This window comes from Verrucomicrobiales bacterium (assembly GCA_016793885.1).
Taxonomy (GTDB): domain Bacteria; phylum Verrucomicrobiota; class Verrucomicrobiia; order Limisphaerales; family UBA11320; genus UBA11320.
Genome location: JAEUHE010000260.1, coordinates 51,243 through 76,167, shown reverse-complemented (window position 1 = coordinate 76,167; position 24,925 = coordinate 51,243). Strand labels below are relative to the sequence as shown.

Annotated in this window: 21 protein-coding genes; 13 read left to right on the top strand and 8 right to left on the bottom strand. The window is 59.6% G+C overall.

Annotation, left to right across the window (positions count from 1 at the left end; genetic code table 11):
- The first annotated feature begins 214 nt into the window (after window positions 1–214).
- The 7 genes from JNN07_28430 (at window position 215) to JNN07_28400 (ending at window position 12,355) form a co-directional block, all read left to right on the top strand.
- The gene (locus tag JNN07_28430; GenBank protein ID MBL9171690.1) at window positions 215–1,048 is read left to right on the top strand and encodes a VPDSG-CTERM sorting domain-containing protein; all 834 of its coding nucleotides are present in this window, start codon (window positions 215–217) and stop codon (window positions 1,046–1,048) included.
- A 241-nt stretch (window positions 1,049–1,289) separates the two neighbouring features.
- Window positions 1,290–2,735, top strand: coding sequence for a TonB-dependent receptor (locus tag JNN07_28425; GenBank protein ID MBL9171689.1), 1,446 nt, complete (start codon window positions 1,290–1,292; stop codon window positions 2,733–2,735).
- Window positions 2,735–6,136 carry a VCBS repeat-containing protein gene (locus JNN07_28420; GenBank protein ID MBL9171688.1) on the top strand — a complete coding sequence of 1,134 codons (3,402 nt, stop codon included), beginning with the start codon at window positions 2,735–2,737 and terminating at the stop codon, window positions 6,134–6,136. Before JNN07_28425 ends, JNN07_28420 begins: the two co-directional genes overlap by 1 nt.
- Before the next feature lie 28 nt (window positions 6,137–6,164).
- Window positions 6,165–7,310 (top strand): ABC transporter ATP-binding protein, encoded by a 1,146-nt coding sequence (locus JNN07_28415; protein ID MBL9171687.1) that lies wholly within the window; start codon window positions 6,165–6,167, stop codon window positions 7,308–7,310.
- On the top strand, window positions 7,307–8,407 hold the full coding sequence (locus JNN07_28410) for an aminomethyltransferase family protein (protein ID MBL9171686.1): 1,101 nt from the start codon (window positions 7,307–7,309) through the stop codon (window positions 8,405–8,407). The genes JNN07_28415 and JNN07_28410 overlap by 4 nt, the downstream gene beginning before the upstream one ends.
- A gap of 669 nt (window positions 8,408–9,076) precedes the next feature.
- On the top strand, window positions 9,077–10,396 hold the full coding sequence (locus JNN07_28405) for a VCBS repeat-containing protein (protein ID MBL9171685.1): 1,320 nt from the start codon (window positions 9,077–9,079) through the stop codon (window positions 10,394–10,396).
- Between the two features lie 48 nt (window positions 10,397–10,444).
- Window positions 10,445–12,355, top strand: coding sequence for a hypothetical protein (locus JNN07_28400; GenBank protein MBL9171684.1), 1,911 nt, complete (start codon window positions 10,445–10,447; stop codon window positions 12,353–12,355).
- Window positions 12,356–12,677: 322 nt separating this feature from the next.
- Here the strand turns inward: JNN07_28400 and JNN07_28395 are convergent, their stop codons facing one another.
- The 5 genes from JNN07_28395 to JNN07_28375 all read right to left on the bottom strand — a co-directional run bounded on the left by JNN07_28395 (window position 12,678) and on the right by JNN07_28375 (window position 15,636).
- The gene (locus tag JNN07_28395; protein ID MBL9171683.1) at window positions 12,678–13,661 is read right to left on the bottom strand and encodes a 2-dehydropantoate 2-reductase; all 984 of its coding nucleotides are present in this window, start codon (window positions 13,659–13,661) and stop codon (window positions 12,678–12,680) included.
- 3 nt (window positions 13,662–13,664) lie between these two features.
- Complete coding sequence (locus JNN07_28390; GenBank protein ID MBL9171682.1) at window positions 13,665–14,198, bottom strand: hypothetical protein; 534 nt, start codon at window positions 14,196–14,198, stop codon at window positions 13,665–13,667.
- Window positions 14,199–14,279: 81 nt separating this feature from the next.
- A complete protein-coding gene (locus JNN07_28385; protein MBL9171681.1) occupies window positions 14,280–14,567 on the bottom strand; it encodes an HU family DNA-binding protein in 288 nt (95 codons plus the stop codon).
- Between the two features lie 165 nt (window positions 14,568–14,732).
- The gene (mutT, locus tag JNN07_28380; GenBank protein ID MBL9171680.1) at window positions 14,733–15,143 is read right to left on the bottom strand and encodes an 8-oxo-dGTP diphosphatase MutT; all 411 of its coding nucleotides are present in this window, start codon (window positions 15,141–15,143) and stop codon (window positions 14,733–14,735) included.
- Between the two features lie 7 nt (window positions 15,144–15,150).
- Window positions 15,151–15,636 carry a YajQ family cyclic di-GMP-binding protein gene (locus JNN07_28375; GenBank protein ID MBL9171679.1) on the bottom strand — a complete coding sequence of 162 codons (486 nt, stop codon included), beginning with the start codon at window positions 15,634–15,636 and terminating at the stop codon, window positions 15,151–15,153.
- Between the two features lie 242 nt (window positions 15,637–15,878).
- Here JNN07_28375 and JNN07_28370 point away from each other — a divergent pair, with 242 nt between their 5' ends.
- Window positions 15,879–16,421, top strand: coding sequence for a methylated-DNA--[protein]-cysteine S-methyltransferase (locus tag JNN07_28370; protein ID MBL9171678.1), 543 nt, complete (start codon window positions 15,879–15,881; stop codon window positions 16,419–16,421).
- Here JNN07_28370 and JNN07_28365 read toward each other — a convergent pair.
- The 3 genes from JNN07_28365 to JNN07_28355 all read right to left on the bottom strand — a co-directional run bounded on the left by JNN07_28365 (window position 16,361) and on the right by JNN07_28355 (window position 19,092).
- Window positions 16,361–16,594, bottom strand: coding sequence for a ferredoxin (locus tag JNN07_28365; protein MBL9171677.1), 234 nt, complete (start codon window positions 16,592–16,594; stop codon window positions 16,361–16,363). The genes JNN07_28370 and JNN07_28365 overlap by 61 nt on opposite strands.
- 73 nt (window positions 16,595–16,667) lie before the next feature.
- Window positions 16,668–18,041, bottom strand: coding sequence for a DUF1501 domain-containing protein (locus JNN07_28360; protein ID MBL9171676.1), 1,374 nt, complete (start codon window positions 18,039–18,041; stop codon window positions 16,668–16,670).
- Window positions 18,042–18,342: 301 nt separating this feature from the next.
- Window positions 18,343–19,092, bottom strand: a complete 750-nt coding sequence (locus JNN07_28355) for a sigma-70 family RNA polymerase sigma factor (GenBank protein ID MBL9171675.1) — start codon at window positions 19,090–19,092, stop codon at window positions 18,343–18,345.
- Between the two features lie 123 nt (window positions 19,093–19,215).
- Here JNN07_28355 and JNN07_28350 point away from each other — a divergent pair, with 123 nt between their 5' ends.
- From JNN07_28350 to JNN07_28330, 5 genes are all read left to right on the top strand, one after another.
- Window positions 19,216–20,211: an SPFH domain-containing protein gene (locus JNN07_28350; protein ID MBL9171674.1), complete on the top strand. Its 996-nt coding sequence runs from the start codon at window positions 19,216–19,218 to the stop codon at window positions 20,209–20,211.
- Window positions 20,208–21,149: an SPFH/Band 7/PHB domain protein gene (locus tag JNN07_28345; protein ID MBL9171673.1), complete on the top strand. Its 942-nt coding sequence runs from the start codon at window positions 20,208–20,210 to the stop codon at window positions 21,147–21,149. Before JNN07_28350 ends, JNN07_28345 begins: the two co-directional genes overlap by 4 nt.
- A 297-nt stretch (window positions 21,150–21,446) precedes the next feature.
- Window positions 21,447–22,184, top strand: a complete 738-nt coding sequence (locus JNN07_28340) for a type 1 glutamine amidotransferase (GenBank protein MBL9171672.1) — start codon at window positions 21,447–21,449, stop codon at window positions 22,182–22,184.
- Complete coding sequence (locus tag JNN07_28335) at window positions 22,181–23,335, top strand: iron-containing alcohol dehydrogenase (GenBank protein MBL9171671.1); 1,155 nt, start codon at window positions 22,181–22,183, stop codon at window positions 23,333–23,335. Before JNN07_28340 ends, JNN07_28335 begins: the two co-directional genes overlap by 4 nt.
- Window positions 23,332–24,780 carry an amino acid permease gene (locus tag JNN07_28330; GenBank protein MBL9171670.1) on the top strand — a complete coding sequence of 483 codons (1,449 nt, stop codon included), beginning with the start codon at window positions 23,332–23,334 and terminating at the stop codon, window positions 24,778–24,780. The genes JNN07_28335 and JNN07_28330 overlap by 4 nt, the downstream gene beginning before the upstream one ends.
- The last annotated feature ends 145 nt before the right edge of the window (window positions 24,781–24,925 follow it).

Below are 24,925 nucleotides of genomic sequence, written 5' to 3'. Positions count from 1 at the left end.
ACTCGCCATTAACCCACCCGCTATCCTGTTGACCCGCAGGCACAGCACTTCCAGGTCCGACCCAGCAAAGTGTAAGAGAACCTTACGGTTTACGCCTTTCCAAAGACCAATAGCCTCACATAAAACCCGCATTTTTTCCCGATCCGGCTCCAATCAGGAACCTTACAGAGTTGTTAACTTTTTGGCACAAAAAGAGCTAAAGGAGGGAAGTCCTATGAAGTATACCAAATCATTAGTCTTGAGCACGGTGGCGATGCTGGCTTTTGCCGCTCCCTCCTTTGCAAAGAACATCACCATCAACGATACCCAAGGTCCTAACTCCGCAGGTTGGGGCGCGCCTGGCAAGAACCAGGGTGGCGAAGACCAGGAGACCGAACCGGGTACGATTGGCAACCAATCCTGGGATCTCGAGGCCTTCACTTTGAATGGCAGCAGTCTCAAGATTTATTCGGGATACGACTTGTTGAACGGCAACAATCCGTTCGGCTTGGGCGATATCTTTGTGGGTCGTGCGAACACGGCGAAGTGGAAGTCCACCGACTACACGGGGAGTGACGCCGCCATCAACGGTGTCAACAACAACAGCCAGTTTAAGTATGACTATGTCATCCATTTCAACAACCGCTCGGGATACTCGATCGGTGCTGGAACGTATGATGTCTATGCGCTGGCCGGCTTGACGACCGAGCTCCTCGACGAGAGCACGGTAAAGGGCCTGTCGAACCCCTATAAGCTGAATGACCGGTCGATCGAGGGCCTGACCAAAGTTGGCTCCGGTTCCTTGTCAGTCACCCTGGACCAGACCTCCACCATCACCTTGGAAGACGGCTCCCAAGTCACGGGCGGAGCTCACTTCATCGGTGAGATCAACCTCGCGACGACCGGGATCAAGCTGTCCCAAACGGACGACAATCTGTTCCACCTGACGATGGGTTGCGGCAACGACAATCTGATCGGCCGTGTGCCCGATGGCGGTGCCACCCTCGCGCTGCTCGGCTTCGCTGTTTCCGGTTTGTCCCTAGTCTCCCGACGCCTGGGCCGCAAGTAACCAACCCTTGCGAGCATCCGGTGCTACCCAACCCGCTGACCTCAGGTCAGCGGGTTTTTTTGTTCCGCTCATTCCATCCATCGTTGAGGTGAGTAATTTTCATTCACCGCTCGATTGACAATTTCGTGCCCGCCTCGTTCTCTAGGAGGTGGGGAGCCGCGAACCCAGGCTACCCCCGTTTCACCTAACCTTTCAGCTTAGGTTTGCCGATAACCCTAAGGGTATGGGGAACATCCTATCCATGAGCAATAGCGAGAGCATCGGGACACACCAAAAGGCCCTCAAGATCAACCTGGATCCGACGAAATACGGGACTTTCGCCGAGATAGGAGCCGGCCAGGAAGTCGCCCGTTGGTTTTTCCGAGTGGGAGGAGCAGCCGGAACGATCGCTAAGAGCATGTCTGCCTATGACATGACGATCAGTGACGCCATTTACGGTCGGTCGGATCGGTATGTGAGTCGTGAGCGGCTTGGCAAGATGCTCGAGCACGAGTTCAGCCTGATGTTGGAACGTCTGGATGCCAAACGCGGAGCCGATACCAAGTTCTTCGTGTTCGCCGACACGGTGGCCGCCAAGAGTTTCAAGGGCACCGGCGACTGTCATGGGTGGATGGGCATTCGCTTCCAACACGCACCCAAAGCGGCACCGTCTGACATCATTATCCATGTGCGCATGATGGACCGCGAGAACCTGCAACAGCAGGAAGCCCTCGGCATCATCGGGGTCAACCTGGTTCATGGCGCTCTCTACCACTTCGCAGATCCCAAAGCATTCATTTGCAGTCTCTTGGACGATCTGACGCGCGAGCGTGCGGAGGTCGACATGGTGAAATTTAGCGGGCCGGCCTTCGAGAAAATCGATAACCGCCTCATGGCACTCCAACTGGTGCAGCAGGGAGTGACCAGTGCGGCGATGTTCACTGCCGACGGCGAAGTCGTGCAACCCTCCGAGGCCCTTTACAAAAAGGCGATTTTGGTGGAGCGGGGCAGTTTTAGGCCCGCGACCCACGTCACCATCGACATGCTGGACTGCGCCCAAGCCCAGTTCGTGCAAGAGCCTGGGGTCCAAGGAGAAGACGTCGTCGTGCTGCTCGAGATGACGCTCAAGAATCTGCTGGACGGAGGGGAGATCAACCATCAGGACTTTCTCGACCGGGTCGACATCCTCGGCACACTGGGCAAAACGGTGATGATCTCCAACTATTTGGAGTTCTACAAGCTGGCTGCCTTCCTCCACCGTTGTACGAAGAAGATGGTTGGCCTCGCCATGGGTGTGCCAACGCTGCGGGAGATCTTCGACGAGAAGTACTACGCGGATTTGGAAGGCGGCATCCTCGAGTCCTTTGGAAGGCTCTTCAAAAACGACCTGAAGCTTTACGCCTACCCGCTCAGGGACCACGGAACCGGCTCGATCATCACTGCAGAGAACCTTCGGGTTGCCCCCCACCTGAGACACCTCTACGCCTACCTCATTGAGAATCACTATATTCAGGGCATGAGGGACGTCGAGGAGCAGTACCTGTCCATCTTCTCACGAACCGTGCTCAAACAACTCAAGGCGGGCGATCCCGCTTGGGAGGCGTCCGTGCCACCCCAAGTGGCCAAGATCATCAAAGAGCGACGCCTCCTGGGATATCCGGGCAATTCGTTGACTGGCAATTCTTCGGCTGCGATTATCGCGGCCTGATGACTGCCGCACGACGCTCTCCCAACGCCAAGTCCGGGTTCCCAACCGACTCCCTGGGTGCTTACCCGCCGCCGAGGCCAGCTCGGTGGCTGTTGCTGACCTGGGCAGTGGGTGCCCTGGTTCTCATCGGATGCAACAAGCCGTCCGACAACCCTCCTGCAGCCGCACCCGGCGCCCCAACGAACGCAGCTGCCAACGCCACCGATGACGGGTTCCTCAAGCTGTCCAACTCGGGTCGGAATTATTATGAGCGAGGCGAGGCGGAAAAAGCGGTCAAGGCCTTCCAGGAGGCGCTCCGCTTGCAGCCTTCCAATCTGGACGCAGTGCTCAACTACGCGAACGCGCTGCTGATCGCGAACCAAGCTGAGGCCGTCCTCCAACAAGCCGAGGCCGCCCTCGCCTTGGATCCCAATCAGCCCGCAGCCTACTACCTCATCGGCTGCGCCTCCTTGCGGCTGGGTCGCTTTGAACCAGCGGTCAAGGCACTGCAAAACGCTAAGAACATCGACCGCACCATCAATGAGGTCAGTTTTCAGCTCGGCCGCGCGCATCAGGGCATGAATCAGCATGAGGCCGCCGCCGCAGAGTTCGAGGAAGTGGTCCGCTTCGCCCCCCAACACCCCGCCGCACACTACGCTCTCAGCCAGTCACTGCTGCGCATAGGACGAGCCCCGGAGGCGCAGACCGCGCTGGCAGAACATCAAAAAGTGAATGCCGGCAAGCCGGCCCAGATCACCGATCCCGCGCTTTTCGAACGATGCAAATACACTCAGGCCCGGGTTCCCTTCCGTCAAAGCCCGCCGGCCCAAACCGGCATCGCCGTTCGATTCGCGGAGGCGTCCTCTTCGTTTTTCGGCCCAGCCGGCAGCCAATGGCGCGGCCCAGCCGCGGTCGTCGACTTTGGCGGCGCACGCAACAGCCTGCTCGTTCGCGAAAGCGAACAAGCCTTCCGCATCATGGCCAATTCCAATGGAACCTTCCATGCCGCCGGCGCTTCCATCCCGGCTAAGCCGGGTGTTCGCTACGCCCGCGCATTGGTGGGAGACCTCAACAATGACCGGGCCGATGATATTCTGCTGCTGGGCGAAGGCGGTTCTCACGCGCTCCGCATCACCACCAACGGAGTGATCAACGATGCCACCGGGTTTGCCAACCTCCGCTCGCTCTCAGCCACGAACGGAGTCCTGCTCGATCACCTCTTCACCGGCAACCTCGGGTTGGTCACCGTCGGCTATGGATCGGAAAACGTCCGGTTTCTAAGAAACCTGGGCAGCATGTACTTCAGCACGAATTCCACGAATATCGGCATTCCCGCAGGACTCAAAGCAACGCGTCAAGTCGTAGCCGATGACTGGAACGGGGACGACCTGCTGGACTTGTTATTGCAACGAGACGGCGAACCGCCCTTGCTGCTCCTGAAGCAAAGCGGCGGCCCGCTGATCTCAGACAAATCTCCCACTAACTGGCCGGTGGCCAAAACCTTCGTGACGGGCGACGTCGACAATGATTCACGAACCGACCTGGTCTGCGTCAACGACAACGGCATTGTCATCACGCCCGCCGGCCAAAGCCCGCCCAACACGCTCCCCACGGGTCCGGGAGAAATTACCGCCATCAGCCTCATTGACTACGATAACGACGGCTGGCTCGACATCGTGACGGTCGGCGATCGGGTTCGAGCCTGGCGCAATCGCTGGACGGCTGGGTTCGTGGAGACAACCACCGCCCTGGGCCTCGACCAGACGGGAGCGGCGGCCGCCGTTCGGGCGGTCGACTTCGACAACGATGGCGACCTGGATTTTCTTCTCACCCGAGCAGATCAAACCCTGTCACTCTGGCGCAACGATGGCGGCAACACCAATCAACTGCTCAAGGTCCGCCTGGTGGGCAACCGCTCCAACGCCAGCGGCATAGGGGTGAAAGTCGAGGTCGCCACTGCTGGTTTGCGGCTGGCGCGACGAGTCCTGGAATTGCCGGTGGAGATTGGCGTCGGCAGCTACACCCAGCTCGACTCACTCAACGCCCGCTGGTTCACGCTCAACCTCAATACCGTCGATGTGAAGGTCGATCCTAAACACCCTATCCGCCTCGATGAGCTGACGATCAGCGACACGTCCTGCCCCTATTTGTATGCCTGGGACGGAGAGAAGTTCCGATTCGTCACCGACATTCTCGGGGCTGCTCCCATCGGGTTGCCCATAGCCGCCGGCCGCTACATCGAAGCGGATGCCGACGAGTTCGTCTGGATCGGCGACGAACGCTCCTTCCGTCCGAAGGATGGCTCCTACCTGCTCAGCATCACCGAGGAACTCCGCGAGGTGCTCTACCTGGACGAAGCTCGCCTCGTCGTGGTCGACCACCCCGAAGGCACCGAGGTTCATCCGACCGACAAGCTCCTGCCGAGTTCCCCTTTTCCACCAAGCGAGTTGATCACCCTGGAGCGCAGAACTCCGCTGCTCAAAGCCACTCGATTGGATGGAGTTGACGTCACGCAAGAGCTGCAGGTGATCGACGGGCGCAAGGTCGCCCCGGTGCAGCTTCGGGAGCCGCAGCTGCGCGGGCTGGCCGAACCGCACGGCGTGGTGCTGGATTTCGGCCCGCTGGCCACCCACCGCCCGCTCGTGCTGGCCCTCACCGGTTGGCTGCGTTTCGGCGGCGGCATGGCTAACATGGCAGCCTCGTTGTATCCTGACCTGCCATTCCCTTTCCCCGTGCTGGAGGTGGAAACCGCCCGCGGGGAATGGCGAAAGGTCGATCTGCAACCGGGCGCGCCGATCGGAAAAACCAAAACCATTCTGGTGGATCTTTCAGGAAAGCTGCCCGAGGGGGCCCGCCGAATTCGACTCAGCAACGCCTTCGAGCTCTATTGGGATCGCATTGCACTCTTCGAACGACGCGCGGCCCCGGACACCCAGTTCCAGAATCTCTGGCCGTCCTCGACCGATCTTCGCTGGCGCGGCTTCGGTGACATCGCCGATCTGCCGGCACACGAACCCCAGACCCCGCTCTACGATCGGGTTCAGGCCAACCCTAGCTGGAGGGTCTCGCCGGGAGGTTGGGCCACTCGCTACGGAAGCGTCGATGACCTCGTGCATTCCCGGGACAATCGGCTGGTGCTGATCAATAGCGGTGACGAGCTGATGCTCAAATTCCCCGCCGCCTCGATCCCGCCTAAACCACCGGGTATGCAGCGTGACTTTTTTCTGTACTCCGTGGGCTGGGAAAAGGATGGCGACTTTCATGTCGCCAAACGGCTCTCCTTCGAGCCCCTGCCCTGGCATGGCATGAACGATCAGCTGCACGGCCTGGAGCCACGACCGGCGATGACCAACGATGCGTGGATCCAAAAGTACAACACCCGATGGTGCGCCCCAGAAGTGTTGACCCGACGCAACCCATAGTTGGCACGGCCGGTGAGCAACAACCGCCATGGCACGCGTTGTCCTAGAACGACTGAGCAAGGTCTTCCCGGCCCCTCGACCGGCAGGCGGCATTGCGGCCATTCAGGATGTCAGCCTGGAGGTAGAAAACGGCGAACTCCTGGTGTTGGTCGGCCCCTCTGGATGCGGAAAATCCACCACTCTGCGCCTGATCGCCGGACTCGAGGAGCCCACCAGTGGCGCGGTCCGCATCGACGATCAAGTGGTCAACTCCCTCGCGCCGCGTGATCGAAATGTAGCCATGGTGTTCCAGAGCCCCACGCTCTACCCGCATTTGAAGGTACAGGAAAACCTCTCCCTGGGACTGGAACTGCGAAATTTCTCCGCCGAGGAGATTCGCAACCGCCTGGCAGCAACAGCGGAGATGCTGGAAATCACCCAACTGTTGTCTCGCCTGCCGCACGAGCTTTCCGGAGGTCAACAACAGCGAGTCGCCATGGGCCGGGCCTTGATGCGTCAACCCCAGGTCCTCCTCTTGGACGAACCGCTCTCCAACCTGGATACGCCCACACGACACCAGCTCCGACTCGAGCTGGCTCGGTGGCACCGGCAACTCCGCACCACCATGATCTACGTCACCCACGACCAAGCGGAAGCGATGGCGCTGGGTAACCGCGTGGCCGTGATGAAGGAGGGATCACTTCAACAAGTCTCCGAGCCGATCGATCTGTACGAAAAGCCAGCGAACATGTTTGTGGCGGGCTTCATCGGCTCACCGTCGATGAATCTCTTTCCAGGTCGAGTGCAAACCGTGGCAGGATCGCGCCAGTTCACTTACCAGAACGAGGGGGCTGCCGACATCCGATTTGAGATTCCGGTAAATCAGCCCTTCAGTAACTCTCCGGCAGTGACGGCAGGAGTTCGTCCCGAAGCCATTTCTCCGCAGCCCGGACCGAATACGATCGAGCTGGAGGGGCGGGTTGACGGGGTCGAGCTGCACGGAGCAGACACTTTGTGGCACATCTCGCGCGGGACACATCGACTGGTTGCACGTCTACCGGGAACTCAACGCCATCTCCTGGGAACCACGATACAACTCCATGTCGACGTGAGCCGCTGCCACTACTTTGATTCCGTCACTGGAATTCGACTGCCCGATTCATCTCCGCAAGCGTCCTCTACTTCCCCTTTATGAAACCGCTCAGCCTTTCCGATTTCCATGTCCGTCACGGGGCCCAGTTTTTAGAAATCAACGGCGCTCAAGTGGTGGGCAGCTATGGTGTTTCGGACCAGGAATACAACGCGCTCAACCGAACCGCCGGACTGCTCGATCTCGGTTTTCGTAGTCGCCTCTGCCTGCTGGGCGCGGACCGCATCAAGTTCCTCCATGGCCAAGTCACCCAGGACATCAATGCCCTTCAAGTGGGACAGGGCGCTTACGCCGCCTTAATCACGGCCAAGGGCAAGATGCAAAGCGACCTGTTCATCCATCGTCTCACCGACGAGCTGTTGCTGGACTTCGAACCAGGTTTGGCCGAGGCGGTAAGCCAGCGTCTGGACAAATACGTCATTGCGGACGATGTGCAGATCGTCGATGTGGGAGAAGCCTATGGACATCTCTCGGTTCAAGGTCCACTGGCGGCTGAGATCATCGATCTCGCGCAGCTAGGCGCACCGACGCCGCGAGAGGTCGGGACTTTCATCCAAATCACTCATGCAGAGCTAGGCGACCTCTACGTCATGAACCGCCCAAGACTCGGCACCGCAGGGTTTGATTTGTTTGTGCCGGCCGCTGGCCTGCATCCAGCCGCGGAGAAACTAATGGCCGCGGGAAAGCCTAAGGGCCTGTGCCTGGCAGGTTGGGAGGCTGTTGAAATCGCCCGGATCGAGGGCTCCATCCCACGCTTCGGTCAGGACATGGACGAAACCAATCTCCCGCCCGAAGCCGGCCTGGACGGCATCGCGATCAGCTACGGCAAGGGGTGCTACATCGGTCAGGAAGTGATGGCGCGGCTGCGGACCTACGGGCAAGTGGCCAAGGCGCTTCGCGGAATCAAGTTTCACCCCGGGGCTCAAGTGCTACCCAAAAAGGGCGATAAGATATACTGGAGCGACAAAGAGATTGGCTATGTCACGAGCTCAACCGCATCACCGACATTAAAGTCCAACGTTGCTCTTGGTTATCTTCGACGGGAACGGAATCAGATCGGGAGTGAAGTCCTGGTCGATTGTCAGGGACAACGGCTCCCCGCCCTCATCGCGACACTTCCCTTCACACCCTTCGCCGAATAGGCGGACAGTAATAAGGCTTCGGACCACTGTCATGCGTCGACTGCGATGTCACCGGGTTAGGTAGGGCGAGACTCTGTTCGAGCCCACTCCTGCCCCAGGCTCAGGATAATAAAGGGAGCCACCCCGCGAGGGCCGGGAGGCGATCGTCAACACCTTGTCTCTCCCCGACGCAGCTCCTAACAGGTTCGATTACCTTGGGCCGATCAGGGCTCGAGCGGAAATCAGAACTATAAACCTCATCGGACCGCTTCGTGGTCAAGTCTCTCCCTACCCTATATCGTCTGATGTTAGACCCTGGTTTTTCGATTCAAGAACGGCCGCTAAGCCTCTTTTTCGAAGCACCAAAGAAACTTAACCTTTTCCCGGCAAACTCGTTGCTGTGGTCCGACCCCGAGGGCCACCCCACTGACTACCAATCGGTGCTTGTCCACCTGGCAGGAGGGGAATTGATGACCCAGCAGAATCGACCATGATGGGCGATGGCCCGAGGGCAGCGTGCGTTTCCTCCGCACTTTCCCTCTTCCCCACCCAATGGGCCGGGACGGCCCACGCTACAAAGAATCGGAAACTCCTGCCCGACGGTTTCCGACGCAGGAGGCTGGGCTCGCCCAAACGAGAACCTCCGTTTCGCCGCTTGACCGGGTCGCTTGATCTTGCCAGACATGTGGCATGTCCAAATCTGCCTTTTTGATCCTCCCCTTGGCGGTGTGGGCGGCGACGGCCGCTGACTCCGAGTCCACCCTGCGAACCTTTCGCAAGATCCAGCTGACGGATCAGTTCTGGGGGGAGGGGGCAAGCTACGGAGATTTCAACAAAGACGGGGTGATGGACGTGGTTTCGGGCCCCTATTGGTATGCCGGTCCAGACTTCAAGAAGCGCCAGGAATACTACCCTGCCACCCAGACGTTCAAACTCAAGGTGGGGCCCATGACGGAAGTGACGGTCCCCGGCTACGAGGGCGGCTTGGGCAAAAACAATGCCTACTCGGAAAACTTCATCGCCTATACCCACGACTTCAATGCCGATGGCTGGACGGATATCCTGATTCTAGGCTTCCCCGGCAAGGAGTCCTGGTGGTTCAAGAACCCTCAAGGTGCCGCTGGCCACTGGGAGCGCTACACGACCATTGATGTTACCGACAACGAGTCACCCACGTTCACCGACCTGACGGGAGATGGAAAACCTGAGCTGGTTTGCAACTCAGGCGGCTATTTCGGTTATGCCACTCCCGATCCGGCCAACCCGACTGCCAAATGGACGTTCCATCGCATCTCTCCTAAAGGACATTGGCAACGGTTCACCCACGGCCTGGGCATCGGTGACGTGAATGGCGACGGACGAAAAGACATCCTCGAAATGGACGGCTGGTGGGAACAGCCCGCCTCTCTGAGCGGGGATCCGGAATGGAAGCAGCACAAGGTGTCCTTCGCCCCCGGCGCAGGGAGCGCCCAAATGTATGCCTACGACGTGAACGGTGATGGACGCAGCGACGTCATCAGCTCCCTGGCGGCTCACGGTTTTGGACTGGCCTGGTATGAGCAGCTTTCGGAACGCGATGCCAACGGCTCTCCGCAGTTCAAGCAGCATGTCATCATGAACAAGGAGCCCAAGGAGAACAAATACGGCGTTCGCTTCTCCCAGCTCCATGCCATCGACCTCGCAGACATGGATGGCGATGGACTGAAGGACATCGTGACCGGCAAGCGATTCTGGGCTCACGGCCCGACCGGCGATGCCGAGCCCAATGCACCCGCGGTGCTGTATTGGTTCAAACTCACCCGAGGGGAGAATCACAGCGTGGATTTCATTCCGTATCGAATTGATGACAACTCAGGGGTAGGCACCCAAGTTCAAGCGGGCGACATCAATGGCGACGGTCTGCCCGATGTGGTGGTGGGAAACAAAAAGGGCACCTTCGTTCATTTGCAGGAAAAAAAGCAGGTCTCAACGGAGGAATGGCAAAAGGCGCAGCCAAAGCCGCTTCAATGAGAAGTCCTATCTACGCCCGACCAACCTGAATTCAAACTCGACACACTTGTGAATCTGAAAGCTCTCCTGGCGGCGGCTTTGGTCATTAGCCCCGCGATCACCCAAGCGGCAGCGACCGAGGAATTGAAGTCGGACGCGGTGAAGTTCGCCGGCCTTTCCCCGGAAGCGGCGGCCCGCGAAGCGTCCGCACCGCCCGGATTCAGCGTCAAGTTGTTCGCCGGCGAGCCTAACGTGGCTCAGCCGATTGCGTTCGCTTTGGATGACCGCGGGCGGATCTGGGTAGCCGAGGCTTACACCTACCCACGACGCGCCCCCGAAGGAAAAGGTAAGGACCGCATTCTCATTCTGGAAGACACCAACGGTGACCATCAATTTGATAAGCGAACGGTGTTTGCCGAAAATCTAAACCTGGTCAGCGGATTGGCCATCGGCTTCGGGGGCGTGTGGGTCGGTGCCGCACCGGAGTTTCTATTTATTCCCGATCGCAACCAAGACGACCGACCGGACGGGCCCGCGGAAGTGGTTTTGGACGGATGGGGCTACCAAGATACGCACGAGACCTTAAACACCTTCCTCTGGGGACCGGATGGCTGGCTCTATGGGTGCCACGGGGTGTTCACTCATTCCAACGTCGGCAAGCCTGGGGCACCCGACTCCGAACGAACGAAGCTCAACGCCGGGGTCTTCCGATATCACCCGACTCAGAAAAAATTCGAACTGTTCTCGGAAGGAACGAGCAATCCCTGGGGGGTCGACTTTGACGAGCGCGGCCAGTGCCATATCGAGGCCTGCGTCATCCCGCACTTCTTTCACATGATTCAGGGGGCCCGATATATCCGTCAGGGTGGACAGCACTTCAACCCGCACACGTACGGAGAGATTGACACCATCGCCGACCACTTCCATTACGCGGGCAACAAGGGTCCCCACGCGGCCAATGGCCGATCAGACTCCGCCGGTGGTGGTCACGCCCACGCCGGGCTCCTGGTCTACCAAGGCAACAGCTGGCCGGCGGAATACCAGGGGAAGGTGTTCATGAACAACATCCATGGACAACGGCTGAATATGGAACGCCTGGAGCGCTCAGGCTCGGGCTACATCGCTCGGCACGCCCCCGACTTCCTTTTCTTCAACGACACCTGGTCGCAAATCTTGAACCTGCTCAGCGACCAGGATGGTTCGGTCTATGCCATCGATTGGTATGACGCCAATCAGTGTCATCACGGCCGCGAAGAAGGGCATGACCGCTCCAACGGTCGCATCTTTAAAATTGTCTATGGCAATACACCGTCGTCCCGGGTTGATTTGCAAAAGAAGTCGGACGCCGAACTGGTGGATCTCCAACTACACCCCAACGAGTGGATGGTGCGTCATGCGCGCCGAATCCTCCAGGAACGCGGTCCAAACCCTCAGGTCTCCGCGCGTCTGATCCAGTGGCTAGGGTTCAACGGGGCCAAGGCTGGCAGTCCTGCGCCGACCCCGGGCTACTTGCCGGCGAGTGATGAGACGCGCCAGCTCCGTTTGCTCTGGACCCTGCACACCGTCGGAGGGCTGACGCCGGAGATCGGGATGCAGTGCCTGGATCATCCGCAAGAATATGTTCGCGCCTGGGCGGTGCAGCTGATGCTGGAGAACAAGCAGCCAACCGAAGCGTTGCTTCAGAAAATGGCGCTGCTGGCTCAAAAGGATACATCGCCCGTGGTCCGGCTCTATCTGGCGGCCGGGCTGCAACGCGTGCCGGTCGCTCAACGCGCGCCGATCTTGAGCGGTCTGCTCGCGAGGGCTGAAGATGCGAAGGATCACAACCTTCCCTTCATGTATTGGTACGCGGCCGAGCCCGTGGTGGGCTTGGGTGCTGATCAAGGCATTCGCATGCTCCAGGAAACCCGCATCCCGAAGGTGCGGGAATTCATCGCTCGCCGGATGGTAGCCAACACCAAGGGCGTTGCGGCGAGGTAGGCTGAGCCTTCGAGGGCGACGGCAAGAGCAGTAACGCATGGGTACCCAGTCCCCATCGCACCCCGTACGGAGTTCCGCCTTCAGGCGGTTCCCTGGAGTTTGTTGATTAGGCTTTGTCGAACCGCCCCGCAATCAACTCCGTACGGGGAGCAGGGCCTTGGGGTATGGAGTTCCTGCTTTAGCATGTCCCCACGCGCAATCTCACATCGGTGCCACCTCCGCCTGAAGGCGGAACTCCATACGCGGGGGATGGAGCCTTACCCGCACCTAGCCTAGATCCAGGACGAAACTAGCCACGGATTTATCGCGTTCTTAGTCGATCTCACGCATTCCCTGATCCCCCCTGATCGCGATCCAACGCCCTCAGCACCGCACAGAGCGCCTCCAGACGCGGCACAGGCACACCGGCAGCCCTAGCCCTGCGCAACGGCTCCAGAAAGAGCGCCGCGAGCTCGAGGGGCTGTCCACGCTCGAAGTCCACTAAAGTCGACGCCCGATACGGCCCCATCGAACGGGTGCTCGCCAGATGACGCTCTTCCAAGTCTAACGACACGCCCAAACCCAGTCCATTGGCCGCGGCAATGACCTCGCGCATCAAAGCCTGCACCCACTCGAGCCAATCAGGGTCAGCCAACAATTGATCGGTCGTCAGACATGGCTGCAGCGCACAGCCGGGCTGAATCTGCCCCGCCCGCAAGGCTTCCAAGCCCGCCGCGCTAGCCACGCCCAGACCATTGAACGGAATGTTCCACACCAATTTCTCCCAATGGGCTCGCTCCAGATTCTCACTCACCTCGCACGGCACCCCGGCCTGACGGAACGCAGCGGCGAATTCGTGAGTGCGCGGAAGCGGCGGACGCCGAAACTCCCCCAGCGAAATCCGTCCATGGGCCAGGTGATGCACCACGCCAGCCTCCAAACGGTTGAGGCAAACAAAACACAGTCCGCCGAGGATCTGTTCCGCAGGAAAAAGTCGCTCCAGCGCCTCCTCGTTTCCTAGCCCGTTCTGTAGAGTCAGAACGGCCGTCTGAGGTCCCACCAAGGCAGGCAGCAGTCGAGCGAAGGCCTCGTTGGCCGTCGTCTTCAGGCCGATCAGCACCCCATCGCACACGCCGATGTCCTCGGGCTGCTCGGCACATTCCGGATGAAAGCGAAAGTCGCCGGCCGGACTGAGAATGGACACCCCGCGTTCGCGTATCAGGGCCGCGTTCGATCGAAGCAGGAAGTGAACTTGATGCCCCGACCGTGAGAGCATACCACCGTAATAGCTTCCCAACGCACCGCAGCCCACAACCCCGATCTTCATAGCCTAGGGAGTAGGAGTTAGAAGTTCCAACTGACCTGCGCGAAGTCCGATGTGCAACGTGGCATGCCCCGTGGGACAACACGACTGGTCGGTCGGCAGGTACTCCTGAGCGTTCAATTCCATATTCCCCTGAACGACACGCACCCCCGAAATCGAGCGTCCCCCGCTCTTTCCCACCTGCAGCGACCGAATCCGTCGAGGGTTGCTAGAAAGGTGCACGGCCAGCGATTGCTCAAACGACTCCAGGCCGCCGCGGCCATCCAGACGATAGACCCACACCTGATCCGGTTGACCATCTCCATCCACATCACCCTGGGTCTGCAGACGGGTCACCGGAAATTCTCGAGCGCCCAAACGAGCCGCCTCACTGGCCACCCATTCCTCCAGACTGGCAGGCCCGGTGGCCAACGGGCCGACGGCCGCGCTGGGGGGACTCGAACAAGCCGTGAGCATCGCCACCGCCATCGCCATCGCCATCGCGCTCAGCAGCGATTGACCGCACCGCGACAGCGGTTGTTGGAATATTGGGCCAAGCACAGAAGTAAGGCTGCTCCACCTCCATCAAAAGCAAAAAGGGCACTCTGAGAAACTCAGAGTGCCCATCGACTCACGGCGAAATTACTTCTTGCCGAGGATCGAATCCTTCGCCGCCTTCGCGACGCGGAACTTCACGACCTTCTTGGCAGGAATCTGGATGACCGCGCCGGTGGCGGGATTGCGACCCTGACGAGCCTTGCGGTTCACCAACACGAGCTTGCCCAGGCCAGGCAAGGTGAAGCTGTTCTTGGCGTGCTTGTAAGCGAGCGCAGTGATGGACTCGAGGGTGGCAACCGCTTGCTTCTTGGTGATGCCGACCGATTCAGCGATCGAAGCAGCGATTTGAGACTTAGTAAGTGCTTTGGCCATAGTGTTTGTTCGTTGTTGTATATCCGTAAAGTCTTGCGACCTGCGCGTGTTTTACGCAGCGCAATCAATTCCGCGCAAGAGAAATCGTGCGAATTTCTTAGGAATTCAAGGTATTCCATCGGTTAATGATGTCAAAAACCCTGTTTTCACGCGGCAATTGCTGCCTTACCACCATTCCCGCTCGCGCTGGAGCCTCTCCAGCAGACGTGCATCCGCCGCCGGAAAAGCATACTGGGATAGCTCATCGGCCGTGACCCAGGCTAGCGCAGCACAGTCGAGGGGAGTGGCTTCATGTTGGCGCCATGAACACCGAAAGAATCGAAGCTGAACGGTCTTTTCCGGATACTCATGCACCAACTCCTCGATCAGGTCTCCCACCTCAACCTCGATCCCCAGCTCTTCGCGCAGCTCCCGCTCCAGGCAAGCTTCGTGGGTCTCGTCCGGCTCCCGTTTTCCACCGGGGAATTCCCAAAGCCCCCCCAAATGCGAGCCTGCATGTCGCTGGGTGATCAACAGTCGTCCCTCGCGAAACACCAGGCCGGCAGACACTTCGATGACCGCAGGAGGGAGAGGCACAAGAGGGTCAATCTCGGAAGTTGATGAATTGAAGATCCGCGGGAAACTCGTGTCCTCGCACTGCCGCGATGACCTCCTGCAGGTCGTCACGGTTCTTCCCAGAGACCCTCACTTCATCTCCCTGGATCTGGGTGGTCACCTTCAGTTTCGTATCCCGCACAAAAGAGGCCACCTGCTTGGCCACGCTCGACTCCAGGCCTTGCTTGATCTTGATGATCTGGCGGCCATGGCCCACCGAGGAAATCTCCGGCTCCTTCCGCTCGACGTTCTTCAGACTGATCTGACGCTTCGCCAGCTTGCCAATCACGATTTCCTCCAAGGCCTTTAGCTTGAAGGCATCCTGGGCAGTCAGGGTGATCTCGTCCTTCTCGAAGACGATCTCGGCCTTAACCCCCCGAAAGTCAAACCGACTCGCCAACTCCTTCTTGGCCTGGTTCAAGGCATTTTCCAGCTCCATGGAGCTCACTTGTGAAACAATGTCAAAGCTAGGCATGCCGAGGAGAATACGGCGCAAGACTCCAAAGGCAAGGAAGAGACTGTGGAGAGCGAAGCAAGGGGCCGTCCTCAAAAAAGTAGGGATAAATTCTGTTGAGACCACAGGAGCCCACTCAACCCTAAATTAACGATGGCAAATGCGTCGGACTGAGGCAGACTGGAACTAGCCCATCGATGAGACCTTCCAAGGTCCAGACCGTGCAACCGAAAGCAAGAGTCCCTATGAATGCTTCCAGCTCCATACTTTGTTGGCACCGGATCGGCAGCCCACTCGGCCCACTGCTGCTCACCGCGACCGAGCAGGGACTTAGCGGCCTGTTCATGGAGGGTCATTCTTCCTCATTCCGACCTCAACCGGACGGCAAACCCGATCCCGCTCCATTCCGCGAGGCCGCGGACCAGTTAGAAGCCTATTTTGCGGGAACTCGTCGCGTCTTCGATCTCGCGCTCGACCTCAAGGGAACTCCTTTTCAAAAGCAGGTTTGGCGAGAGCTGCAGGAAATTCCCTACGGAAAAACCATCAGTTATGGGGAGTTGGCCCGCCGTATCGGCAACCCGCAAGCAAGCCGAGCAGTAGGCCTAGCCAACGGACGCAACCCGATCTCCATCATCGTGCCCTGCCACCGAGTCATTGGAGCGGACGGAAGCCTAACCGGATATGGCGGCGGGCTTCACAATAAAAGAGCACTCCTGGAGTGGGAGGCTAGCGCCAGCGGTAATGACTATGCTCCGCCATTGCCGATCGCCTCGACCGGACATCCTTCCATGGCTTCTTTGCACTGATTCTCTTCTTCGGGAGTCTCCGGCTGCTTGTAAACGTAAGAGTATCCCCCGTCGTCGTTCCGGGTAAAGTTGCTGGGAGCCGTCTCGCGGCAGAGGTCGCAGTCAATGCATTGACTGTCCACAAAGAATTTACCTGCCACGTTCTCTTGATAGCGATTCGCGATGTCGGCCATATAGTTCAGTGTTATACGAAGCAATGGAAAATCTTGCCCGGGGCACCTGAAAGTCAAGTCCTAGTTTAAAACTCTAAACGATCTCTCGAATGGGTTCGCCTTGATCCAACAAGGGGACCGGGCGACCCGTGTGATCCAAGAAAGTCTGCCGAGGATCGATTCCCATCACGTGGTAAACCGTGGCGAGAATATCCGCCGGGGTCAAGGGCCGCTCCACCGGAAACTCTCCTTTGGAATTGGTAGAGCCAACAACCTGCCCTCCACGTAAACCGCCTCCCGCCATCATCACCGAGAACGCATCACCCCAATGGTCCCGCCCTGGAATGGTATTCCCCGGAAGCCCCTGGTTGATTTTCGGTGTGCGGCCGAACTCGCCCATCACCAGCACCAGAGTGTCTTGCAGCAACCCTCGGTCGGACAGATCGCTGATCAGCGCCGCGGCTGCCCGGTCCATCACCGGGACTTTCGCGCCATGTCCGTCCTTGATGTTCGCATGGTCATCCCAGTGGGGCATGTCCACCGTCACAAAGCTGACCCCCGCTTCCACCAGCCGGCGAGCCATCAACGCATAGTGCCCCCAGGGACCCCGGCCATATCGATCCTGAGTTTTCGCACTTTCCTTCTCCAGATCAAAGGCATCCCGCGCCCGCGTATTGAGCACAAAATCGACCGCCTGCTGTTGGTAGCGGTCCAAGGTCTCCATGGTCCGGCTGGCATCCACGTCCCGTCGAAGCTGGTCGAGATCGTGGAGCAGTTCGACCCGCGATTGCAGCCGCTGGGTATCGGCGCTCAGCTCCGCCAGCCAGCGCGGAGACTGGATCGCCGGCCCATGGCCAGCGCCGAGGTAACGCTGCTCGATATTGGCATCAAAGGGATTGTAGGCCGGCCCAAGGTAGGCCGCGCCCTGATAACCCGGAAATAAATACACGCTCTCCGCCGATGGTAATCCTACATAGGCCGGCATCCCGGCCGACTTGGGTCCCTGAATTCGGGACACGTAAGAACCCACGGAAGGGAACTTCTGAGGCTTGTCGGCATCGGTGGACCCGAACCGTCCGGTCAGCATCCAATGAGCGGCCGCGAAATGATCCCCGGTGTTGTGGTGGAGCGAGCGGACAAATACCAGTTTGTCGGCGAGTTTGGCCTGCTCAGGAACCATCTCGCTCAGTCGTATGCCCGGGACATTGGTCTCGATCGCCCCCCAAGGACCCCGGTAGTCCGAGGGAGCTTCGGGCTTGGGATCGTAGGTCTCAAGGTGGCTCGGCCCACCATCCAGCCAGAGCAGGATCACCGATTTGGAATTCCGCCGCGCGCCTCCCTCAGCTCGCAAGCGAAACAAGTCAGCCAAGGAGAGCCCCAAAACCCCCGAGAAGCCCGCCTTGATCGCAGAGCGACGCGATATGCCGCGGCAATTGGCGACCAGTGGCCCTCGCTGGAGTTGAATCATAGGTGACCAGAAAAGCATGCCCCAAAACAGCGCCTCCATCCAGCCAAAAGGTTGCCGAAGTGTTATCCATCGATACCGTAACCGAACCCGCGCACTGTCTCCTCCCGATGAATGCATCGTCCCGTCGCCCTCTCTGAACTGGCCCGCTGGGCCTGCTCCTCATCTCAACCGCCGTTTCCCGCGCCGACGACGACCGCCTAGAACCGATCGACAAAGCCCAGCGAATCTAGCGAGGAACGCAGTTTCCGTCCCTACTCAAGCTGCGCGGCATCGCCCCCCACCTACCCTAAGTCTTCAGCCGCTAGCGGCTGAGGACAGCCACCAGGTATCGGATCTCGTCCTCAACCTCCTGGGGCGTGGCAACGGTGTTGGAAATCTCGTCCTGCAGCAAATCGCGGTAGCGCTGACGGAGCCGGAAGATGCTCGATTTTAAAGCGGGCAGGGTCAGGTTGAGGCGCTTCGCAACGTCGGCATAGGAGACCGCCCCCTTCTCTTCGAGCAAAAAGCTTTTCAACTCATCAAACACTTCAGCTCGCCCCGCCCCGTCGAATTCCCCGCGCAGACGAGCAAGCACTTGCTGAAGTACGGCTTCAGCCCACTGCCGTTCGTAAAGATGCTCCGGAGTCTGATCCGATGGTGGATCATAGGCATCCATCCCTTCGGGGGCCAGATCCTCCAACGAGAAGACGGTCTGTCCTCCTCCACGCTTCAGCGCTCGTTCCCGATCCCACTCGTTGGCCAGAAAACGGGTGACGGCGGTGAGCAGAAAGGTGCGGAAACGTCCTTTGTCACGATCCGCCGATTCCAAGTAGTTTTTTTCGAGCAGCTTGGTAAAAAAACCTTGAGTGAGGTCTTCCGCCTCATGGGATCCGAACCCTCGCCTCCGCACAAAGACATAGATCGGATACCAATAGGTCCGGCAAAGCCTCTCCAACGCCTCACGAGATTGGTCAGACCAATGCTCGCGCGCGCGAATCACGACGCTCCAGTGCGTGGTGCGAAAATCTCTCCCCGGATCGGGGGCATGCGACTGTGCTTCATCCTGCGACATCGGCCACCAGGTGGATGCCTGAGGACGGGGGCCGAAGCGAGCCAGAATTGAGGGTGCCCCGGCATGCATTCTCCTTGGCATCGAATGGAAACCAGTCTAGCTACAGGCATGGACCTACCATTCATGCAAGTCGTTGTCGGCTGCTGTATCGGTTTCGTAGCGTGGTTTCTTGTTCAATATCTCGTCGCCGGACTCTACACCGTCAATCAGGGTGAGCGGGCGGTGAAGACGAGCTTCGGCCGGGCCCAGCGCATGGACTCGCTGACGACCCTTGATGACCCTATCGCGGAATCACTGACCGCTGACCAGAAATCCCGCTACTCCTACCCCCAGGTCCGCGTCATTATGCCCGGAGGGCCCTATTTCAAATGGCCCTGGGAACGCGTCTACAAGGTCTCCGTCGCCACCGAGACGGTCAACATGGCCTGGGACCCCGAAGATCCGTCGGCCAACTCGCAGGGCACCATCCTCGAAGCGGTGACCAAGGATCAACTGAACACCGGCCTCACCGGCCAGATCCGGTATCGGGTGTCGGAGAAGAACCTCTATGCCTACCTCTTCGGAGTGAAACGGCCGCTGGCCCACGTCATGGGCTATTTCGTGTCGGTGCTGCGCGAGCGCATCGCCAATTTCGAGGCCCCACCTCATCCCGCGCCAGGCGGAATGGGGACGGCGCAGGCTGAAGCCACGATCGTCACAGGTATCTCGATCAACGACATCCGGAAGAATTTGCGCGACCTCAACGAGCACATGGATAAGGAGTGTCAGTCCTCCGCCGCCCGCTATGGGATGGTACTCGACGCCTCGCTCATCACAGGGATCGATCCGCCGCCCGAAGTGGATTCCGCACTGGCGGCGATCAATACCGCCTATAACCACGTCTCTTCCGACATCAGCCTCGCCCAAGCCAGTGCGGATCAAAAAATCGTGCAATCCAAACGCGCCGTCGAGATCGAGACTCTCAAAGCTCAAGCCGAGGTAGAACCCCTGGTGTGCCTGGCCAAGCAGCTGACCTTCCTCAAGGACTCAGGACCGGGAGCGCTCGATGCCTATACCCGAAACGTCAAATTGGGCCTCTTCGAAAAGGCCGCTCATGTCATTCAGGAGGCAAAACGATGATCCCGCTTTTCGTCGCCGCAGCTGTCACCTTCATCGGCTGCTTCATTTTGATGCCCCTCCTGCTGGCAGCTGCCCGTTTGCTGGGACTTTACGCCATCGTTCCGGAGCGACATTGCTTCGTCTACGTGCTCTTCGGAAAAGTAGTTGCCACCCTGGATGAGCCAGGCCTGCACCTGCTGGTGGCCAAGCTCGGCTGGCGCGCCTTCGTGGTGAACTGGATGGGTACTCGTCATGTTCTCGACATGCGGCTGGATCAGGAGTACCGCCGCAGCCAAGCGGTGAACTCCGAGGAAGGAGCCCCCATCGGCATCGGCATCTGGTACGAAATGTTCATTAGCGATCCGGTGGCTTACCTCTTCAAAAATACCGATCCACGAGGATCCCTGGGAGCCAACGTAAGCAACTCGACCGTCCGCTGCCTGAGCAACATGCCGCTGAGCACCATGCTCGTGAATCGCCATACCATGAGCAACACGGTGCGCGCCGAGGTCTCTCCGAAATCACATGAATGGGGCTACAAGCTCGGGTCGGTCTATATTCGCAAAGTCCACTTCCGCGACTTGGGCATGATCCGTCAAATCGAGAGCAAGGTGGTCAACCGGTTGCGCCAGGTTACCTCAGCCATCAAGCAGGACGGCGCCAATCAGGTCAGCGTCATCACCAGCACCGCGGAGCGCCAGGCAGCCATCGAATTCGCCAAGGCGGCGGCCATCCGGCCTGAAATCGTGGGGCATGCCCTGCAAACCATCTCCCGCGATCCTGATGTCTCGAGGGCGCTGTTCGAAGTCTTGGAGACCCAGCGCATCCTAGCTGGATCGGGACGCGTGACGCTGATGCCGGAGAATAACGGAACCTTAGCGGCACTGGTCGCAGCCCAGCCGTCCGGTGCAGCCCCCTCCCGCCCCGCGCCTCCTCCCGTACCCACGGAAGGGGGATAGCCCGGAGGTGGGCGATTTCGCCCGGGTGGAGATTCCCGACTCCGTCGGGTCCTGAAAAGCGGTAGAGGGCTACCGCACTCCAAAACGCTCCGCGAGGCCGGTGGCGAATATGGAGTGCGGTAGCCCTCTACCGCTTTTCGGCAACCCCGGAGGGGGATCCCACCTATCTTCACCCACATCAAATCACACCCTCAATCACTCCGGTGTGGTTATTTCCGGACTTTTCAAACGGAGGAACCCTGCTACGCTCGCCGCACTCTGGACCTAGCCGCGGACGGCTTGGGGGCTCCAGGGACGATGTCGAGCACGCAGAAACACATTCTTTTGATCGATGCGGTTTTATGGACGGAACAGTATTCCGCCGCCGATCCTCTCCGAAACCCTTCCGCTTGGTTCCGACCGCACGTTGAGTTGTCACCAGGCGTCCAGATGACGACTCTGACGGCCGCCCCCGACAGTGATTCTGCAGATCTAGACCGAGTCTCCGGGGTGATCATCTCCGGATCGCCACGCGACGCCTGGAATGACGACCCGGTCAACGGGGCCCTGTGTCGGACCGTGGAACGCTGCCGATCGCAACGGGTGCCGCTGCTGGGTGTGTGTTACGGACACCAGATCCTGGGTCGCGCACTGGGCGGGGTTGTCGCCCGCCATCCCGCAGGCTGGGAACTAGGCAATGTGCGCATCGATCTGACGGCCTCCGGCCGAGCTTCGGCACTCTTTGCGGATCTGCCCTCCCGCCTCTCAGCGCTACAGAGTCATGCCGATGCCGTTCTAGAGTTACCCCCTGGATGCGAACTGCTCGCCAAGGGGAGCCACACCGAGGTCCAGTCCTTCAGCTACGACAATCGGCTCTTCGGAGTCCAGTTTCATCCCGAAACCAACCCGGAGATCCTCCGCTACCTTTGGAATCCACGCCGCGATAAATGGCGCGACAAAATCGGCTTCGATCTGGACGCTCGGCTGGAATCCTTACAACCTGAACCGATGGCCGCAAAGGTCATTGCGAATTTTATTAACCACATCGTGACATGAGTCTCTCATCCTTCTCTTTTCCTACTCCCACCCTATTCGGAGCCGGCGCCCTGAAAGAACTCCCGGCCCGTCTCGCCAAACTCGGTGTTCATCGCCCCTTGGTAGTCACCGATCCTGGCCTACTCCCCACGGAGGCCTTCGCCGCCTTGGCTCAAGTGCTCGGGGTCGGGGCCCGTGATCAATCCTGGTTCGTTTATTCAGGCGTTCATCCGAACCCGATCGAGAGCGATGTCCGCGAACCAGCTGAGGCCTTCGTGAAGAACCGATGCGACGGCGTTATCGCCATCGGAGGAGGCAGCGCGTTGGATGCCGGCAAAGCCGCCCGACTGCTGGTCAAACGCCCCGGTTACGATTTGGCCAAGTTTTATAACGAAAGCGATTGGAGCGGCCTGGCTCCCTTTGTGGCCATTCCGACCACCGCCGGCACCGGCAGCGAAGTCGGCCGAAGCTCAGTCATTACCTTGGACTCCACGCATCGCAAAGCGGTGCTGTTCCATCCCGAATTGCTGGCCAAGCTGGTGATCCTGGATCCCGAGGTCACTGTCGGATTGCCAGCTAAACTCACCGCCGCGACGGGAGCCGACGCCCTGACCCACTGCATCGAGAGCTTCACCTGCCCGCAATTCCATCCGCTGTGCGACGGCATCGCACTCGAGGGGATCCGACTCATCATTGAGGCCCTGCCCCGCGCCGTCAAAAACGGCAAGGACGTGGAAGCGCGCGGCCATATGCTCGTGGCGGCAGCGATGGGAGCCATCGCATTTCAAAAGGATCTCGGGGTCGTGCACTCCATGGCTCATCCGCTCTCGAGCTTGTTCGGCATGCACCACGGGCTGGCGAACGCTCTCTGCCTGATCGCCGGAATGAAATTCTGCGCCGCGCGCAAGCCCGGCCTGTATCGACGGGTTGGACTGAGCTGCGGACTCGAACTGCAAAAGGTCTCGGACACCGAGGCCGACCAACGCACCATCGAGTTCATCAGCCAGTTTCTATCGGGGCTCGGCATGAGTGGAAAGCTCCGCGACCATGGCGCCAAACCGGAGCAACTCGAGGCTTTGGTCAGCCAAGCTGTCGATGATCCTTGTCACAAGACCAACGCTGTTCCTGTAACCGCCGATGACTTCCGGCGGTTGTATCAGGAGGTGCTGTGAACGAAGACGAGAAGCTCCTGCGCTCATTGGGATATGAGCAGGAGCTCTCGCGTCGGATGAGCGGGTTCTCGAACTTCGCCATCTCCCTCTCCATCATCTGCATTCTGGCGGGAGGGATCACCTCCTTCCATATCGGGCTGTGCAGCGTCGGCGGGGCGAGCATCGGACTTGGCTGGCCGCTGGTGGGGCTCTTCTCGCTGGCCGTGGCGTTGACCATGTCCCAGGTCGCCTCCGCCTTTCCCACCGCGGGAGGCCTGTATCATTGGGGCAGCATTCTCGGGGGACGCACCTGGGGCTGGCTCACCGCCTGGTTCAACCTCGCCGGATTGGTCACGGTGCTCGCGGCCATCAATCGCGGCGCCTACGACTTCACCGCTTCGGTCTTCGCCCTATCTCCGAGCGATGCGCACGCCGACACCATTCGGACGGTCGTGGTAGTCCTCATGACGTTGTCTCAGGCTCTGCTCAACCATTACGGAATCCGTCTGACCACTTGGCTCACCGATTTGAGCGGATGGCTCATTCTCGGCGTCGCGACCGTGCTCACCGTCGCGCTGCTGGCAGCGGTGCCCCATTGGGACTGGTCCCGGCTCTGGACCTTCACCAACTATAGCGGGTTACCGGAATCAGCCCCGGTGTTTCCCAAGCAAGAGAACCTGCTGTGGCTGTTCGCTCTCGGGTTCTTGCTGCCCGCCTACACCATCACCGGGTTCGATGCCTCAGCTCACACCTCGGAGGAGACCGTGGGCGCCGCCGTCAATGTGCCTCGGGGGATCATTCGGGCGGTCATTGTCTCGGGAGCGTTCGGCTGGGCCATGCTGATCGCGCTGTTGCTCGCCATGCCGAGCCTCGAAGAGGGAGTGAGGAAGGGGGCTGATGTGGTTCCGTGGGTCATGCGCTCTGCGCTCTCACCTGCCCTGGCGAATATCCTGCTCGGCGGGATCGTGATCGCCCAATATCTCTGCGGCGTGGCCGCGTTGACCAGCTCGTCTCGCATGACCTACGCGTTTGCTCGCGATGGCGGGTTGCCGGGCTCCCGCTGGCTCAGTCGGGTCAGCCCCAAAACTTGCGGACCCTCCACCGCCGTCTGGGCCACGGCCGGCGCCGGAGTGTTTTTCACGGTCTTCGTCCCCTACGCCACCATCGCGGCGGTCTGCACCATCTTTCTCTACCTCAGCTATGTGCTGCCGGTGGCAGCGGGATTCGTCGCCTACGGCCGACGCTGGAAGCGCATGGGACCTTTCGATCTCGGTGCCTGGTATCGTCCGCTGGCGGCGATCTCCACCATCGGCTGCTGCTTTCTGTTCGTCATCGCCATGCAACCACCCAACGAGCAGGCACTGGGTTGGGTAATCGCCACCATCGCGCTGCTGTTGGTCGTGTGGTTCGGATTCGAACGTCGTCGATTTAAAGGTCCACCACAGATTCCGGGACAAGGATCTTAAGCCTAGAAACGGGAATGGAGTAACCACGGATTTCGCGGATCTCACGGATTGAGAACCTGATTCCTGAAAGAATAGGCGGTGGCGATCCTCACCCGGGAAGTGTCGGAGTTGAACCGCAGAATTCTTTTCCATCTGTGCGATCCGA

Coding starts and splice junctions, on each gene's coding strand:
- JNN07_28365 (MBL9171677.1), bottom strand. CDS start 16,594: ATGGCCGACATCGCGAATCGCTATCAAGAGAACGTGGCAGGTAAATTC.
- JNN07_28405 (MBL9171685.1), top strand. CDS start 9,077: ATGTCCAAATCTGCCTTTTTGATCCTCCCCTTGGCGGTGTGGGCGGCG.
- JNN07_28355 (MBL9171675.1), bottom strand. CDS start 19,092: ATGTCGCAGGATGAAGCACAGTCGCATGCCCCCGATCCGGGGAGAGAT.
- JNN07_28430 (MBL9171690.1), top strand. CDS start 215: ATGAAGTATACCAAATCATTAGTCTTGAGCACGGTGGCGATGCTGGCT.
- JNN07_28410 (MBL9171686.1), top strand. CDS start 7,307: ATGAAACCGCTCAGCCTTTCCGATTTCCATGTCCGTCACGGGGCCCAG.
- JNN07_28420 (MBL9171688.1), top strand. CDS start 2,735: ATGACTGCCGCACGACGCTCTCCCAACGCCAAGTCCGGGTTCCCAACC.
- JNN07_28415 (MBL9171687.1), top strand. CDS start 6,165: ATGGCACGCGTTGTCCTAGAACGACTGAGCAAGGTCTTCCCGGCCCCT.
- JNN07_28360 (MBL9171676.1), bottom strand. CDS start 18,041: ATGATTCAACTCCAGCGAGGGCCACTGGTCGCCAATTGCCGCGGCATA.
- JNN07_28395 (MBL9171683.1), bottom strand. CDS start 13,661: ATGAAGATCGGGGTTGTGGGCTGCGGTGCGTTGGGAAGCTATTACGGT.
- JNN07_28425 (MBL9171689.1), top strand. CDS start 1,290: ATGAGCAATAGCGAGAGCATCGGGACACACCAAAAGGCCCTCAAGATC.
- JNN07_28335 (MBL9171671.1), top strand. CDS start 22,181: ATGAGTCTCTCATCCTTCTCTTTTCCTACTCCCACCCTATTCGGAGCC.
- JNN07_28340 (MBL9171672.1), top strand. CDS start 21,447: ATGTCGAGCACGCAGAAACACATTCTTTTGATCGATGCGGTTTTATGG.
- JNN07_28345 (MBL9171673.1), top strand. CDS start 20,208: ATGATCCCGCTTTTCGTCGCCGCAGCTGTCACCTTCATCGGCTGCTTC.
- JNN07_28350 (MBL9171674.1), top strand. CDS start 19,216: ATGCAAGTCGTTGTCGGCTGCTGTATCGGTTTCGTAGCGTGGTTTCTT.
- JNN07_28375 (MBL9171679.1), bottom strand. CDS start 15,636: ATGCCTAGCTTTGACATTGTTTCACAAGTGAGCTCCATGGAGCTGGAA.
- JNN07_28385 (MBL9171681.1), bottom strand. CDS start 14,567: ATGGCCAAAGCACTTACTAAGTCTCAAATCGCTGCTTCGATCGCTGAA.